General features: G+C 70.3%; 13 protein-coding genes. 9 read left to right on the top strand and 4 right to left on the bottom strand.

Annotation, left to right across the window (positions count from 1 at the left end; translation table 11 throughout):
• Window positions 1-121 precede the first annotated feature (121 nt).
• The gene (locus tag G9C85_RS15975) at window positions 122-1,513 is read left to right on the top strand and encodes an arylsulfotransferase family protein (RefSeq protein ID WP_166041845.1); all 1,392 of its coding nucleotides are present in this window, start codon (window positions 122-124) and stop codon (window positions 1,511-1,513) included.
• Entirely contained in the window at window positions 1,510-3,201 is a 1,692-nt protein-coding gene (locus tag G9C85_RS15970) for a glycosyltransferase family 39 protein (RefSeq protein WP_166041844.1), read from the top strand. The genes G9C85_RS15975 and G9C85_RS15970 overlap by 4 nt, the downstream gene beginning before the upstream one ends.
• On the opposite strand, the gene G9C85_RS15965 is transcribed toward G9C85_RS15970, so the two are convergent.
• Complete coding sequence (locus G9C85_RS15965; protein ID WP_166041842.1) at window positions 3,192-4,328, bottom strand: hypothetical protein; 1,137 nt, start codon at window positions 4,326-4,328, stop codon at window positions 3,192-3,194. The genes G9C85_RS15970 and G9C85_RS15965 overlap by 10 nt on opposite strands.
• A gap of 132 nt (window positions 4,329-4,460) precedes the next feature.
• Between G9C85_RS15965 and G9C85_RS15960 the strand changes: the two genes are divergently transcribed.
• Window positions 4,461-5,456, top strand: coding sequence for a ZIP family metal transporter (locus G9C85_RS15960; protein WP_166041840.1), 996 nt, complete (start codon window positions 4,461-4,463; stop codon window positions 5,454-5,456).
• 37 nt (window positions 5,457-5,493) lie between these two features.
• Here G9C85_RS15960 and G9C85_RS15955 read toward each other — a convergent pair whose 3' ends face one another.
• Window positions 5,494-6,285: a response regulator gene (locus G9C85_RS15955; RefSeq protein WP_240148931.1), complete on the bottom strand. Its 792-nt coding sequence runs from the start codon at window positions 6,283-6,285 to the stop codon at window positions 5,494-5,496.
• Between the two features lie 113 nt (window positions 6,286-6,398).
• Between G9C85_RS15955 and G9C85_RS15950 the strand changes: the two genes are divergently transcribed.
• The 4 genes from G9C85_RS15950 to G9C85_RS15935 all read left to right on the top strand — a co-directional run bounded on the left by G9C85_RS15950 (window position 6,399) and on the right by G9C85_RS15935 (window position 9,864).
• Window positions 6,399-7,721, top strand: coding sequence for an MFS transporter (locus tag G9C85_RS15950; RefSeq protein ID WP_166041836.1), 1,323 nt, complete (start codon window positions 6,399-6,401; stop codon window positions 7,719-7,721).
• Between the two features lie 121 nt (window positions 7,722-7,842).
• Window positions 7,843-8,427, top strand: a complete 585-nt coding sequence (locus tag G9C85_RS15945; protein WP_166041834.1) for a biotin transporter BioY — start codon at window positions 7,843-7,845, stop codon at window positions 8,425-8,427.
• Window positions 8,424-9,122, top strand: coding sequence for an energy-coupling factor ABC transporter ATP-binding protein (locus G9C85_RS15940; RefSeq protein WP_166041832.1), 699 nt, complete (start codon window positions 8,424-8,426; stop codon window positions 9,120-9,122). Before G9C85_RS15945 ends, G9C85_RS15940 begins: the two co-directional genes overlap by 4 nt.
• Before the next feature lie 37 nt (window positions 9,123-9,159).
• Complete coding sequence (locus G9C85_RS15935; protein ID WP_166041830.1) at window positions 9,160-9,864, top strand: energy-coupling factor transporter transmembrane protein EcfT; 705 nt, start codon at window positions 9,160-9,162, stop codon at window positions 9,862-9,864.
• Between the two features lie 41 nt (window positions 9,865-9,905).
• On the opposite strand, the gene G9C85_RS15930 is transcribed toward G9C85_RS15935, so the two are convergent.
• A complete protein-coding gene (locus G9C85_RS15930) occupies window positions 9,906-10,904 on the bottom strand; it encodes an aldo/keto reductase (protein ID WP_166041828.1) in 999 nt (332 codons plus the stop codon).
• Between the two features lie 123 nt (window positions 10,905-11,027).
• On the opposite strand from G9C85_RS15930, the gene G9C85_RS15925 reads away from it, so the two are divergent.
• Entirely contained in the window at window positions 11,028-11,324 is a 297-nt protein-coding gene (locus G9C85_RS15925) for a hypothetical protein (protein WP_166041826.1), read from the top strand.
• Between the two features lie 51 nt (window positions 11,325-11,375).
• On the opposite strand, the gene G9C85_RS15920 is transcribed toward G9C85_RS15925, so the two are convergent.
• Complete coding sequence (locus tag G9C85_RS15920) at window positions 11,376-11,960, bottom strand: NUDIX domain-containing protein (protein WP_166041824.1); 585 nt, start codon at window positions 11,958-11,960, stop codon at window positions 11,376-11,378.
• A 306-nt stretch (window positions 11,961-12,266) separates the two neighbouring features.
• On the opposite strand from G9C85_RS15920, the gene hutH reads away from it, so the two are divergent.
• Window positions 12,267-13,862, top strand: coding sequence for a histidine ammonia-lyase (gene hutH, locus G9C85_RS15915; protein WP_166041822.1), 1,596 nt, complete (start codon window positions 12,267-12,269; stop codon window positions 13,860-13,862).
• Window position 13,863 lies beyond the last annotated feature (1 nt).

The raw sequence follows: 13,863 nt of genomic DNA, 5'->3' as shown, positions 1-13,863 counted from the left end.
CTCGAGTTGAAATGAGTTCGGTATCGTGCCCGCGAACTGTCGCCTGGGGACGGTTCCTGTTCGGGGAACGACTGTGATAGAGTCGGTTACTTTTATACACTGTGGCTGGAACGACCGGACGATGGTCGTGAGTCGCCGGACGATTCGTCGCGCGTTCGCCGTCGTTCTCGTGCTGGCACTGGCGGTACTCGTCTTCGGGTACGTGGACGCGCAACGCCAACAGGACGCCGTCACGGGCGACCCGGCGGTGGAGCAGGCGTTCCGGTCGGGCGATAGGTCGGCGGTCGTCGGCGCGCGCGAGAACGTGACCGTTGTCGCGACGGACTCGAACGCGTTCGTCAGCGACGAGAACGACGGCCCGCGCGCGCAAGCCGAGCTCGTCGCGTTCGCCCCGGACGGGAGCATCCACTACTACGAGAACCGGCACACGCGGTACTGGGACGTCGACCCCGTCGAGGGGACGGCGGCGACGGTCGAGTTCGTGTACGCCGACCACCTTGACAGCGACGAGTGCGACGGCGACGGCGTCTGCACGGAGAACGGTGTCGTTCGCGTGAACCTCACGAACGGCGAGCGGACGACCGTGTTCAGTCGCGTGACGGCCGGGAAGCACTCGACGCGCTGGCACGACGTCGACCGCGTCGACGACGAGCGCCTCCTCGTCGCGGACATCGCGCAGGACCGAGCGTTCGTCGTGAACACGACGACCGAGCTGATCGAGTGGGAGTGGGAGGCCCAGGCCGACTACGACATCGACTCGGGCGGACCGTTCCCCTCGGACTGGACGCACCTGAACGACGTCGAGTCCGTCACCATCGACGGGCGCGAGGCGGCGATGCTCAGCCTCCGGAACCAGGATCAGGTCGTGTTCGTCGACTACGAGCGCGGCCTGCTCGACGAGTGGACGCTCGGTACGGACGGCGACCACGACGTGCTCTACGAGCAGCACAACCCGGACTTCGTGCCGGCCAGCGAGGGTGGGCCAGCGGTCCTCGTCGCGGACTCCGAGAACGGTCGCGTCGTCGAGTACCAGCACGAGGACGGGACGTGGAACGAGTCCTGGACGTGGTCGGACGCGCGGTTGACGTGGCCGCGGGACGCAGACCGGCTCCCGAACGGCCACACGCTCGTCACGGACTCGAACGGCGACCGCGTGCTCGAGGTCGACCGCGACGGCGACGTCGTCTGGTCGGCGTCGATCGGATTCCCGTACGAGGCCGAACGCCTCGGAACCGGGCCGGAGAGCGCGAACGGGCCGAGCGCGGCAGCGCTCGACCTCCCGGACCGGACGCCAGACGAGGACGGCTCGCTCGAGTCGAGAGCGAGCGCACTCCTGCCGCCGAGCGTCCAGAACGCGATCTCGTACGTGCTACCCCGCTGGGTGACGCCGATTCACGCCGTCGCAGTGGTCCTCCTGCTCCTCGTCGTTCCGACGTGGCTCGCGCTCGAGTATCGCTGGTCGACCGTCTCGCTGGGCGTTCGCTCGCCCGTCACGTTCGAGCGCGAGGAATGACGGACACCGAGTCGTTCTGGAGTGGACCGTGGCCGAGCGCCAGTCGGGTTCGTGCTGGCCTTCCCTTCGAGCGCGGCGACGGCCGGTGGCTCGCGCTCGCGGCGCTCCCTGCCGTCGTCGCGGTCGCCGTCTACATCGCCACGAATCCCTACCCGGCGTTCGGTGCCGGACTGTACCTCCAGTTCGGGTCCGAGATCGCCGCGAACGGGTACGCGCCGCCGACGGACGTGGAGGGATACACCGCGATCGGCGTCCCGTTCGCGTACCCGCCGCTGCAGTTCTACGTGCTCGCGGTCCTCCTGGACCTCGGCGTCGATCCGCTCGCGATCGCTCGCTTCCTGCCCGGAGTCGCGGTCGTCGCGGCGACGGTCCCCGCGTACCTCCTCGGTCGAGACCTCTCGGAGTCGCGAGCGGGCGGTGCGCTCGCCGCGACGCTCCTGAGTCTGAACCCGCAGGTCCTCCAGTGGCACGTCTCCGCGGGCGGCGTCGTTCGCGCATTCGCGTTCCTGTACGCGCTCGTCGCCATCTACGCGGCCTATCGCGCGTTCACCACGGACGGCTGGGGCGCCGTCGCGGTGTCGGCGGTCGCGTTCGGCGCGACCGTCCTCTCGCATCCGACGTACACGCTGTTCGCGGCGCTCTCGATCTTGACGTGTTACGCGACCGAGTCGCGGTCCCTCGACGGGCTGGTTCGAGGCGCGGCGATCGCACTCGGTGGTGCGCTCGTCGCCGCTCCCTGGCTGGCGTGGACGGTGACGACGCACGGCATCGGGCGGTACGTGTCGGCCGCCGGCACGCACGGCGGGGTCGGCGGTGGGGCGGCACTCGGCGGATTCGCGTCGTCTCTCGTCGTCGTCCCGCTCGCCACGGGCGCGTACCTCCTCGCCAGGCGCCGGTACTTCCTGCCGGCGTGGCTCGTCGTTGCAGAGGTCGTGTTCCAGCAGCCCCGGTTCGCGTACGCCGTCGGCGCGTTCGCGATGGCAACGACGGTCGTGGACCTCGTGCGCCGCGACGCCCTCGCGCGATGGCGACCGGCGGATTCGACGAGCGCTCGATTCGCGGACCGATTCGAGACGCCTGCGGCGGCCGGGTTCGCGGTCGTGATCGTCCTCGGGACGGCGGTCGGCGGCGCGTACCTCGCGCACGAGATGACGCTCGCGAACGATCCATCCACGCCGGAGTTCGTCGACGACGACGACGTCGCAGCGATGGAGTGGGCGGCCGAGCAGACGCCGCAGGACGCGACGTTCGTCGTGCTCGGCGACGCCGCGGAGTGGTTCCCCGTGCTCGCCGACCGGACGATCGTGGTGTCGCCGTGGGGCGTGGAGTGGGTCACGCCGAGTTCGTTCGAGGCCCAGATCGACGCGTACGAGAACGTCTCGGCGTGCAAGACGGCGTGGTGCGTCGGCGTGGGCGCGTCCGGCGTGGGCGTCGTGCCGGACTACGTCGTCGTCCCGAAGGGCGCGTACACGATCCGCGGGCAGCCAGCGGTCCAGTTCGGCGTGCTCGAACGATCGTTCGCAGCGTCGCCTGGATGGGAGCGCGCGTACGAGAACGACGGCGTCGTCGTGTACCGTTCCGTCGACGTCAGCGAGAGCGGGAACGAGAGTGCGCGCGAGCGCCGAGCGCGTTCGCGGTCGACGTCGACGGTCGCGTCGGACTGGCGCGCGACGGGCCGTCAGACGTAGCCGGCGAGCGGTGCGACGAGCACGAGTAGCCACGCGAGGACGCCGAATGCGGCAGTGAGGCGGTCGCGTTCCGCGACGCCGAACGCGAGGAGGCCGAAGGCGCCGACGAGCGCGATGCGATGGTGGAGGAGTCGGTCCGGGACGTGCGCGACGCCGACGAACGCGAGGTCGGCGACGAGGGCGACGGCGAGCGCGACAGTGGCGAGCGCGACGGTCCGGGCGGCCGGCCGGTCGCGGCCGAGTGAGAGCGCGAGTGGTGGGCCGGCGACCAGGATCGGGTAGAGGACGGCCGCGAACGCCTTCGGGGAGACGCCTGGCGCTATCGATTCCGCGAGGAGGCCGGCCGCTCGGACGCCGAGGACGGACGCCGCGACGAGCACCGGGACGGCGACGTCCTCGCGACGAATCGTCCCGCGGTCGACGAACGCGCTCGCGGCGACGCCGATGGCGGCGAACTGGACGACGGTCATCCAGCCGCGGCTGCCGCCACCGCTACGGCCGTGGTGTTGTCTGTCGACGTCGATGACGAACGGTTCGTCCTGGAGGTCCGCTTCGACGAACCGGGCGGCGTCGGGGACGCTCGTGACGGTGTGCCGGAGGCGGTACCAGTCCCAGTACTCGGTGTGGGCCTGGATCGCAGTCCAGTTCCCCGTCGGCGCGGGGTAGGCGCGGATGTGGACGCGCGTCCCGAGGTAGGTTCCGGTCCCGAGCTGGTAGCTGGCGTCCACCCACTGGCCCCCGTTCGCGTCCGCGGGGACGACGTACGTGTAGCGCGTCGATCCGCGTGCGGCGGTCCACGGGGACGGATCGTCGACGACGGGCGTGGTCTGGTGCTCCTCGGCGGTGGTCCAGTTCGCGCCAGTGCGGTCGGCGAGCGCTCGCTCGACGGTCGCGGGTGGGCCGACGATGACGACGTTGACGGCGAGCGTGCGCCCGTCGACGGACCGGCTTCGACTGGTGTACGGCCAGAGCTGGCTGCCGGTGGCGTCGGGGGCGACGAGCTGGTCGGGCGCCGGGTTGGCCATCTCGGTCGGCGCTTCGCCCGGCTCTTCGGCCGGGACGGCGGGCGCTACGAGTACCGCCCCGATGGCGAGAGTTGCGACGACGAGTGCGAGAGTGCGTCGCACGTTTCGAACTGGATAGACGAGCACAAGACGTTTGCGTCCAGATCGGCGTCGTTCGGATCGACGTCGTTTAGGCCACCCAAAACCTGACACTTCGGTGAAAGGTATTATGCGGGTTCGGACCCGAGCACCGATATGGTCGAGTTCGTCGCGCTCGCGTTCGTGTTCGTGGCCGGCCTCGTCACGGCCATCGCGACCGGGCTCGGCGCCATCCCGTTCTTCCTCGTCGACGACGTGAGCGACCGCTGGAACGTCGCCCTCTGGGGGATCGCTTCCGGCATCATGCTCTCGGCGTCCCTGTTCGGACTCATCGACGAGGGGCTCGCCGAGTCCACGGGCACCCCGTGGCTCCTCGCGCTCGGCCTGCTCGCCGGCGTCGCCCTCGTCGTCGTCGCGAACCGCGTCCTCGAACGCGTCGACGTCGGCGGCAGTCGTGCGAGCACGGACGGCGGCGAACCGGTCGCACGCGACGACGACGCCGACGACGCGCAGGACGATAGCATCCAGCACGACGACGACGACGAGCGCAACCAGGGCCACCACGCCGACGACGAGCACAACCACGGCCACCACGCCGACGACGACCACGGCCACGGGCACGACCACGGGATCGATCCGGCGGCGTTCGCCGAGGCGGACGTCAAGAAACTGGTGCTCATCCTCGGCGTCCTGACCGTGCACTCGTTCCCGGAAGGCGTCGCCGTCGGCGTGTCCTTCGCCGAACTCGGCCTCGAAGGCGGAGTTCCGATACTCGGACTCACCGTCCCCGTGCTCGCGATATTCATGACGGTCGCGATCAGTATCCACAACGTCCCCGAGGGGCTCGCCATCTCCATCCCGCTGCGGGCGATGGACGTCGGCGAGTGGCGGATGGTCGGCGCCGCCATCTTCTCCAGTCTCCCCCAGCCGATCGGTGCGGTCGTCGCGTTCGCGTTCGTGCGCTGGGCGCGCGAGTTCCTCCCGTTCGGGTTCGGGTTCGCCGCCGGCGCGATGGTGTACCTCGTCCTCACCGAGTTCGTCCCGGAAGCGCTCGAAGCCGGCGCGGACCTCCCCGGTCGCGGCCACAGGGAACTCGCCGTCGGACTGGTCGCCGGGGTCGCCGTCATGATCCCGCTGCTGTTCGTCGGCTGAACCCGACGCCGAACGCGACACGCGTCCGCGTCGACACCTAGCCGGGGACGCCATCGAAGTCCGCGGTCGGCGCGAAGACCACGACCACGCGGTCGATCGCGCCGTCGTCGCCGACGAGCGGCTCCGCGTTCAGCGCGACCTCGGTCCGTCGTCCGTCGACCGCGACGACGAACGTCTCCGCGCGCATCGTCTCCCCGGTGTCGAGGACGCGAGCGACCGGGAGTTCCGCCTCCGGCAATCGTTCGCCGGACGCGGCGTACAGCGACCAGTCGCTGGAGTCGTACGAGCGCAAGTGCAGCGAGTCGACGTCCATCGACAGGAGTTCCCTCGCGCGCTCGTTCGCCACCTCGACGTCACCGTCGGCGTCGTGGACGACGATCGCGACCGGCGTCGCCTCGACGATCCGGTCGACGAGCTCGCGTTGCTCGGCGAGCGCGCACTCGGCCTCGTACCGCTCGATCGCGTTCTCGACGCGGTTCCCGAGGACCTCGTACTGGCTCGCCGCCGTCGACTTCTGGAGGTACTCCGTGACGCCCATCGAGATCGCTTCGCTCGCCACCTGCTCGCTGCCCTTCCCGGTGAACAGGACGAACGGGAGGTCCGGATGGCGTTCTCTGACGGCGTCGAGGAACGCCAGGCCGTTCATCGCCGGCATGTCGTAGTCGCTCACGACGCATCGCACGTCGTCCGCGTCCTCGATGGCGGAGAGCGCGTCCCGCGGATCGGTGTAGCCCTCGGCGGACACGGCCGCCGTCCGTTCGAGGTGCGTCGCCGTGAGGTCCGCGAACGACGGCTCGTCGTCCACGCACACCACCCGGGGTTTCGTCATAGATGGTCTTGAACCGCGCATGGTAAGGACGTTGCGCCCATACCAGTGGCACTTCGGCGACGAACAGCGCAATCCACGCCCTTCAAGCCCTTCGAACCGAAAGCCTCGGTCGAATGGTGCTGGGTACGGACGACCGCGTGTTCGCGCTCGCGATGGCGCGGCTCGCGGACTCGCTCGGGAACTCCTTCCTCGTCATCGTGCTCCCGCTGTACATCGCGAGCGGCGAGATCTCGCTCGCGGGCCTCGAGGGGTTCTCGACGGAGTTGCTCATCGGGGTCGTCCTCTCCCTGTTCGGGCTCCTGAACAGCAGCCTCCAGCAGTTCACGGGCCGGGCGAGTGACCGCTCGGGTCGCCGGAAGGCGTTCATCCTCGCCGGCCTCGTCGTCTTCGGGATCGCGAGTGCGCTCTACCCGCTCGCGACGACGTACTGGGGCGTAATCGCGCTCCGTGCGCTCCAGGGCATCGGCGCTGCGCTGACGATCCCCGTGACGATCGCGCTCGTGAACGAGTACTCGACGGACGCGAGCCAGCGCGGCGGGAACTTCGGCGTGTTCAACACGTTTCGGCTCATCGGGTTCGGATTCGGCCCCATCCTCGCCGGGATCCTCATCACGGGCGGATTCGCGTCGAACACGGTCGTCACGTACCAGGTCTTCGGAACCGGCGTCTCCGGGTTCGACGCGGCGTTCGCGGTCGCGGTCGCGGGCGCACTCGTCTCGCTCGTCCTCGTCTCCGTGCTCGTTGACGACCCGGAGGGCGAGGTCGCGGCCTCGGACGACCTCTCGGTGGCCGTCTTCGGGTCCGATCAGCTGTTCGACCCGGTGTTCGTCGTCGGCGTCGGGACGTTCTTCATGGCGACGGGCATCGCGATCTACGCGACGCTCCAGGAGGTCGTGAACGCCGCGCTCGGGCAGGGGCCGTTCCTGTTCTCCGTCCAGTTCGCGGCGGTCGTCATCGCGAACGTCCTCTTCCAGGTCCCGATCGGACGAGCCAGCGACAGGTACGGCCGCCGGCCGTTCCTCGTCGTCGGGTTCGCGCTCCTCGCCCCGTCAGTCCTCCTGCAGGGGTACGTGCCGGAGTTCCAGGCGCTGTTCCCCGCGACGATTTTCGGCGTGAACGGGCCCGCGCTCGTGATGATCCTCCTGCGATTGCTCCAAGGCGTCTCCGTCGCGATGGTGTTCGCGCCCGGCCTCGCGCTCGCCGGCGACCTCGCGCGCCGCGGCCAGTCCGGGACGACGCTCTCGGTACTCACGACCGCGTTCGGGTTCGGCGTCGCCATCGGCCCGCTCGCCGCGGGCTACCTCGTTCGGTTCGGGTTCGCGACGCCGTTCGTCTTCGTCGCGGTGCTCGCCGCGCTCGCGTTCGTCCTGACGTACTCGCAGGTGTACGAGACCGCGTTCCTCCACGAAGACCGAACGGAAGCGCCCGCCGACTGACCGCCGGGAACGGCGACCCGTGCGCCGACCGCCGAGGCGCGTCGTGAACCGAAGTTTTGAACTCGGTTGACGGCGAGCGTTCGCGTATGACTACGTCGAGCGCGCAGACGCGGTGGTCGCCGTGAGCACGCGAACCGAAGACGTCGACCTGGTCGGCGACGAGGTCGCACTGAACGTCGCACGCGCAGCGATGGTGGCGGCGCTCGTCGGCGCGTTCGCCTACGTGAGCTTCCCGAACCCCGTGAGTCCCGCAGCGAACGTCACCCTCCAGGTCCTGGGCGTGTTCCTCGCCGGCGCACTCCTCGGCTCGACGTGGGGCGCGGCGTCGCTCGGCCTCTATCTGGTCGCTGGCGCGCTCGGCGCACCCATCTTCAGCGGCGGCGCGGCCGGGTTCGGACACCTCCTCGGGGGGACCGGCGGCTACCTCCTCTCGTACCCGTTCGCGGCGGCACTCGTCGGGGTCGTCGCACACGGCGGCCTCGAGACGGTGCCCCGCGTTGAGATCCCCGTGTGGCGACTGGTCGCGGCGATGGTCGCCGGCACCGTCGTCATCTACGCGATGGGTATCGCTGGCTTGATGGTCGTCGTCGGCTACTCGCTGTCGAAGGCGTTCGCGGTCGGCGCGGCCGCGTTCATCCCCGCGGAGGCCGTGAAGATCGCAGCCGCGGTCGGTATCGTCCGGAGCGACGCGCTCGCCGTCGAATGATCACCGTCCGCGACGCGACCGTTCACCGCGGCGACGCCGTCGTCCTCGAAGACGTGTCGCTGTCGGTCGACGACGGCGAGTTCCTCGTGCTCGCTGGGGCGAACGGCGCGGGGAAGACGACGCTCGTCCGCCAGTTCAACGGACTCCTCGAACCCGACAGCGGCGAGGTGCTCGTGAACGGCCGCCGCGTCGCGGACGACCTCGTCGCGGCCCGGACTGCGGTCGGGATGGTGTTCCAGGACCCCCGCGACCAGTTCGTCGCGGCGACGGTGCGCGCGGACGTCGCGTTCGGCCCGGAGAACCTGGGATTGCCCCGCGAGGAGATCGCCACCCGCGTCGACGACGCGCTCGCCGCCGTCGGCATGGACGGCCGCGGCGAGGAACGACTCGACGAACTGTCTGGCGGCGAGCAGTCGCGGGTCGCTATCGCGGGCGCGCTCGCGATGGCACCCGATCACGTCGTGCTCGACGAACCGCTCGCGAGCCTCGACGCGCCGTCGCGCGACGCCGTCCGCGACCACCTCGCCGCCCTGCACGCCGACGGGACGAGCGTGGTCGTCGTCACGCACGACCTCGACGCGGTCTCGGACCTCGCGGACCGCATCGTCGTGCTCGCCGACGGCGAGATCGCGCTCGACGGCCCGCCCGGCGACGTCCGGGGGCGACTCGACGAACTGGACGTCAGGCCATGGTGAACCCACGGCCGACCACGACGAGACCGTCCGTTCACTCATGGTGAGGTACGAGTCCGGTGGGACGCTCGCGCACGCGCTCGACCCGCGCTCGAAGCTCGCGGTCCAGGTCGCGTTCGCGCTCGCGGCGTTCGCGCACACGACGCCGCGCGGGCTCGCCGCCCTCTCGCTCGTCGCGCTCGGGATCCTCGCCAGCGCGCGTCTATCGCCCGTCACCGTCGTGTACGACGTCCGCTTCGTACTGCCCGTGCTCGTGCTCGCACCGATATTGGAGGGTGCGCGCCTCGGCGCGCCGTGGTTCGTGCTCGCGGACGCTCGCTTCCCGGCGCTCGCGAGCTACCGCGTCCTCCTCGTGCTGTTCGTCAGCGGCGCGTACGTCGCGTCGACGCCGGCCAGAGATTCCCGCGCTGCCGTCCAGCGCCTCGTCCCCGGCCGCGTCGGGCAGCTGCTCGGCGTCGGCGTCGCGCTCGTCTTCCGGTTCGTCCCCGTCCTCGTCGCCGACCTGAAGCGCTCGCGCGCCGCCATGCACGCCCGACTCGGGACCGAGCGGCCGCTACGCGAACGCATGCAGTTCCTCGCGACGAGCGGCCTCAATCGCGCGTTCGACCGCGCCGACGCGCTCGCCGTCGCCCTCCAGGCCCGCTGCTTCGCGTACGACCCGACGCTCCCACCGCTCGCGTTCGGCGGACGGGACTACGCCGCACTCGTCGCCGCCGTCGCGCTCGCCGCGTCAGCGTTCCTCTAAGTCCGCCCCATACTCGAGGTGGACGCGAGGACGAGAGCGGACTACTGGAGGTGCGAGAACGGACCGCCCTTCGCTTCGGTGAGGCGGTCGACCTGGTCGTCAGTCAGTTCGACCTCGGCGGCGCGGAGGTTCTCCTCGAGTTGCTCGACGGTGCGCGCACCGACGATGGGCGCGGTGACGCCGTCGCGATGCAGGAGCCACGCGAGCGCGGTCTGGGCGACCGTCGCCCCCGCCTCGTCGGCGACCGCCTGCAGTTCGTCCAGGACGTCGAAGTTCTCCTCGGTGAGGTAGTTCTCGCGGAAGCGGTCGCCGAGGCCGGCCTTCGTGTCCTCGGGATTGCGGTCCTCGCGCGAGTACTTCCCGGTGAGGAAGCCCTGGCCGAGCGGGCTCCACGGGACGATTCCCATCCCGTAGTGCTCGCACATCTCCCTGTACTCGCCCTCGATCTCGCGGTCGACGAGGTTGTACCGCGGCTGCGTCACCGAGAACGGCTCCCAGCCCTCGCGCTCGGCGATCTCGTTCGCCTTCGCGATCTTCCAGGCGTCGGGTTCGAAACTGGACGCGCCGAGGTAGTGGACCTTCCCGTCCTCGACGAGGCCGTTCAGGGTCCGCATGAACTCGCGGATCGGCGTATCGTCGTCGACGCGGTGCACGTACAGGAGGTCGATGGCGTCGACGCCGAGGCGGTCGAGCATCTCGTCGATGCTCTGGCGGATGTGCTTCCGGCCCAGGCCGTGTCCGTTCGGGCCGTCGCGCGTCGGCCAGTAGATCTTCGACGCAATCACGTAGTCGGCGCGGTCGCGGTCGGCGAGCCAGTCACCGATCCACTCCTCGGACTTCCCGCCGCCGTAGACGTCGGCGGTGTCGACGAAGTACCCGCCGGCGTCGTCGTATGCGTCGAGGAGTTCGAGTGCGGCGTCGCGGTCGATCTCGAGGTCGCCGTCGGGTGCCTCGCGACCGAACCGCCACGTGCCGAAGGGGAGTTCGCTGACGGTCAGTCCTGTCGACCCGAGAGCGACGTCGTCAATTGTCACGTCCATGGTCGAGTCGTCGCCCGCGAGCGGCATAAATGGCGTCGAACGCGACGTGGGCTTCCGGAACCCAACCGCCCGACGGAGGGGAGAGACGGTAACAATTAACACTGTCCGGTGCCAGTTCGGACTGTGCCCACAGATTCCCTGACCGACCTGCTCGCAACGCTACACTCGCACCTCGAGGCGACCGGCGAGTGCGCGGTCGCCCCGAAGGAGAGCCGGTGGCTCGGGGAAGCAGAAGCCATCGCGGCGGACCTCCGGTACGCCGAGGACCTCGATGCGGCGACCGTCCGCGAGCGCGCGGAGAAGGTACGCCGACTGCTCGGGGAGGTCGACGACACCGGAAACGAGGACGCGAACGAGCACCTCGCAGCCGCGAACCGCTGCCTGGACCGGCTCGACGACGCCCTCGAGGAAGCCGCGTAAGCGCAGCTCGGAGCCCGAGGCCGAACTCTCGGTCGGCCGGGTCGTGGGTTCTCAGTGGCGTTCGCTCCCGGCGACCGCGTCGACGGCTCGTTCCACGACGTCGACGACGCCAGGGACGAAATCCGCCTCGCGCTCGCGCGCCGCAGTCGGCGTCGTCCACTCGACGACGTCCGCCTCGGTCTCCGGTTCGAGCTCGCCGGTCGCGTCGTCGACGGTGGCGACGTACGTCGTCGAGAAGTTGTACCGGCCGAGCGGATGCTCCTTGACGGTGACGTCGAAGATCGAGAGGTCGGCGGAATCGACGCGGAGCCCCGTCTCCTCTTCGAGCTCGCGCGACGCCGTCTCGGGCGCGCTCTCGGGGAGTTCCTGGTGACCACTCGGGAGGTCGAACGATCCAGTTCGAGAGTGATGGAACGTCAGCACCTCGCCGTCGTCGACGAGCGCGACGCCAACGACGGGGACCGCGGCGCGCCAGTGCACGACGTCGCACTCGGGGCACCACGTGCGCTCGCGGCCGTCCACGACCTTCTCCCCGGTCGCGGTCCCGCAGCGCGGACAGTACGCCGCCGCGTACGCGGTCGGCGTCGGGTCGGCTGACCCCGAGTCGGCTGGCTCCGCGTCGTCTCGCCCAGTCATCGAGCGGGACCACGACCCCACGTTCCTTATCCGTTCGGTGAACTCGCGTCCCCCGCTGGACAGGACTGCCCTCGTATGCGGGATTCTGTACGTCGAAAAAGCCCGGCGGCGAAAGGTCGAAGGCGTCGGCCGTACCAGTTCCAGAAGATATGCGAACCGAGTACCAGAGGTGCATTCGATGACGGCACGACTCTACTGGAGGCAGTCAGTATGACCGCACCGCGCAACTGGAGGCAGTCAGTATGACCGCACCGCGCAACTGGAGGCAGTCAGTATGACCGCACCGCGCAACTGGAGGCAGTCAGTATGACCGTCCAACTCGACGGCGAGACGCTCGCACCGGAGGACGTCGTCGCGGCCGCCCGCGAGGGCGAGCCCGTCGCCGTCCCGGAGGTGGCGCGCGAGCGGATCCGCGAGTCCCGCGAGCGCGTCGAGGACGTCGTCGACTCCGGCGAGGCCGTCTACGGCCTCAATACGGGGTTCGGCGACCTCGTTACCGAGCGCATCCCGCGGGAGGACGTGGAGACGCTCCAGACGAACCTCCTGCGGAGTCACGCCGCCGGCGCCGGCCGGGACTGCACGCGCGAAGAGGTCCGCGCGATGCTCGTCACTCGCGTGAACGCGCTCGCGAAGGGGTACTCCGGCATCCGCGAGCGCGTCGTCGACCACCTCGTCGCGTTCCTCAACGAGGGCGTTCACCCCGTCGTCCGCTCGCGCGGGAGTCTCGGCGCGAGCGGCGACCTCGCACCGCTTGCGCACCTCTCGCTCGTCCTCCTCGGCGAGGGCGAAGCAGTCGTCGAGCCGCCCGAGGGCGGGCCGCCGGACGAGCGCGAGCGCGTCGACGGCGCCGCGGCACTCTCCGCCGCCGGCCTCGACCCGGTGTCGCTCGCACCGAAGGAGGGCCTCGCGCTCATCAACGGCACCCAGTTGACGGTCGGCATCGCCGCGATGGCGGTCGTGGACGCCGAACGCATCCTCACGGCCGCGGACGTCGCCGGTGGCCTGACGACGGAGGTGACGATGGGGACGACCGCGTCCTGCGACGACGCCCTCCAGTCCGTGCGGCCCCACGATGGCCAAGCAGCGAGCGCGCGGAACGTCCGCGCGTCCACGGCCGAGAGCGAGATCGTCGAATCGCACCGGAACTGCGACCGCGTCCAGGACGCCTACGCCATCCGCTGCATGCCGCAGGTCCACGGCGCGGTCCGCGACGCGGTCGACCATCTACGGGACGCCGTCGAGACCGAACTGAACAGCGCGACCGACAACCCGCTCGTGTTCGCCGCGGACGCGACCGACGAGCGCGCGAGCGGCACCGAGCACGCCGCCATCCTCTCGGGCGGGAACTTCCACGGCGCCCCGCTCGCGCACCGCCTCGACTACCTGACCGCCGCGATGACGGACCTCGCGGCGATCAGCGAGCGCCGAACGGACCGCCTGCTGAACCCGAAGCTCCAGGAGGACCACCTGCCGGCGTACCTCGCCGCCGACCCCGGCCTCGAATCGGGGTACATGATCGCGCAGTACACGAGCGCCGCGCTCGTCAACGAGTGCCGGAGTCTCGGTCGCGCCGCGACGGACAACACGCCCGTCTCCGGCGGCCAGGAGGACCACGTGTCGATGAGCGCGGGCGCGGCGATGCACGCCCAGACCGCCGTGGAGAACGCGGCGACGGTCGTCGGCGTGGAACTGCTCTGTGGCGCGCAAGCGCTCGAGTACGTCGACGACGGCCTCTCGCCGGGCGTCGGGTCCGCCGCGGCCGTCGAAGCGGTGCGCGAGGTCGCACCGCCCCTCGCCGAGGACCGCCAGTTGTCGCCCGAGATGGACGCCGCCGGGACGCTCGTCCGCTCGGGCCTCCTCGCGGACGCAGTCGAGGACGCCGTCGACGGCGACCTCGCCTGAG

It is taken from the genome of Halorubellus sp. JP-L1 (assembly GCF_011440375.1).
Classification (GTDB): domain Archaea; phylum Halobacteriota; class Halobacteria; order Halobacteriales; family Natrialbaceae; genus Halorubellus.
This window is presented reverse-complemented; position numbering and strand designations above follow the sequence as displayed.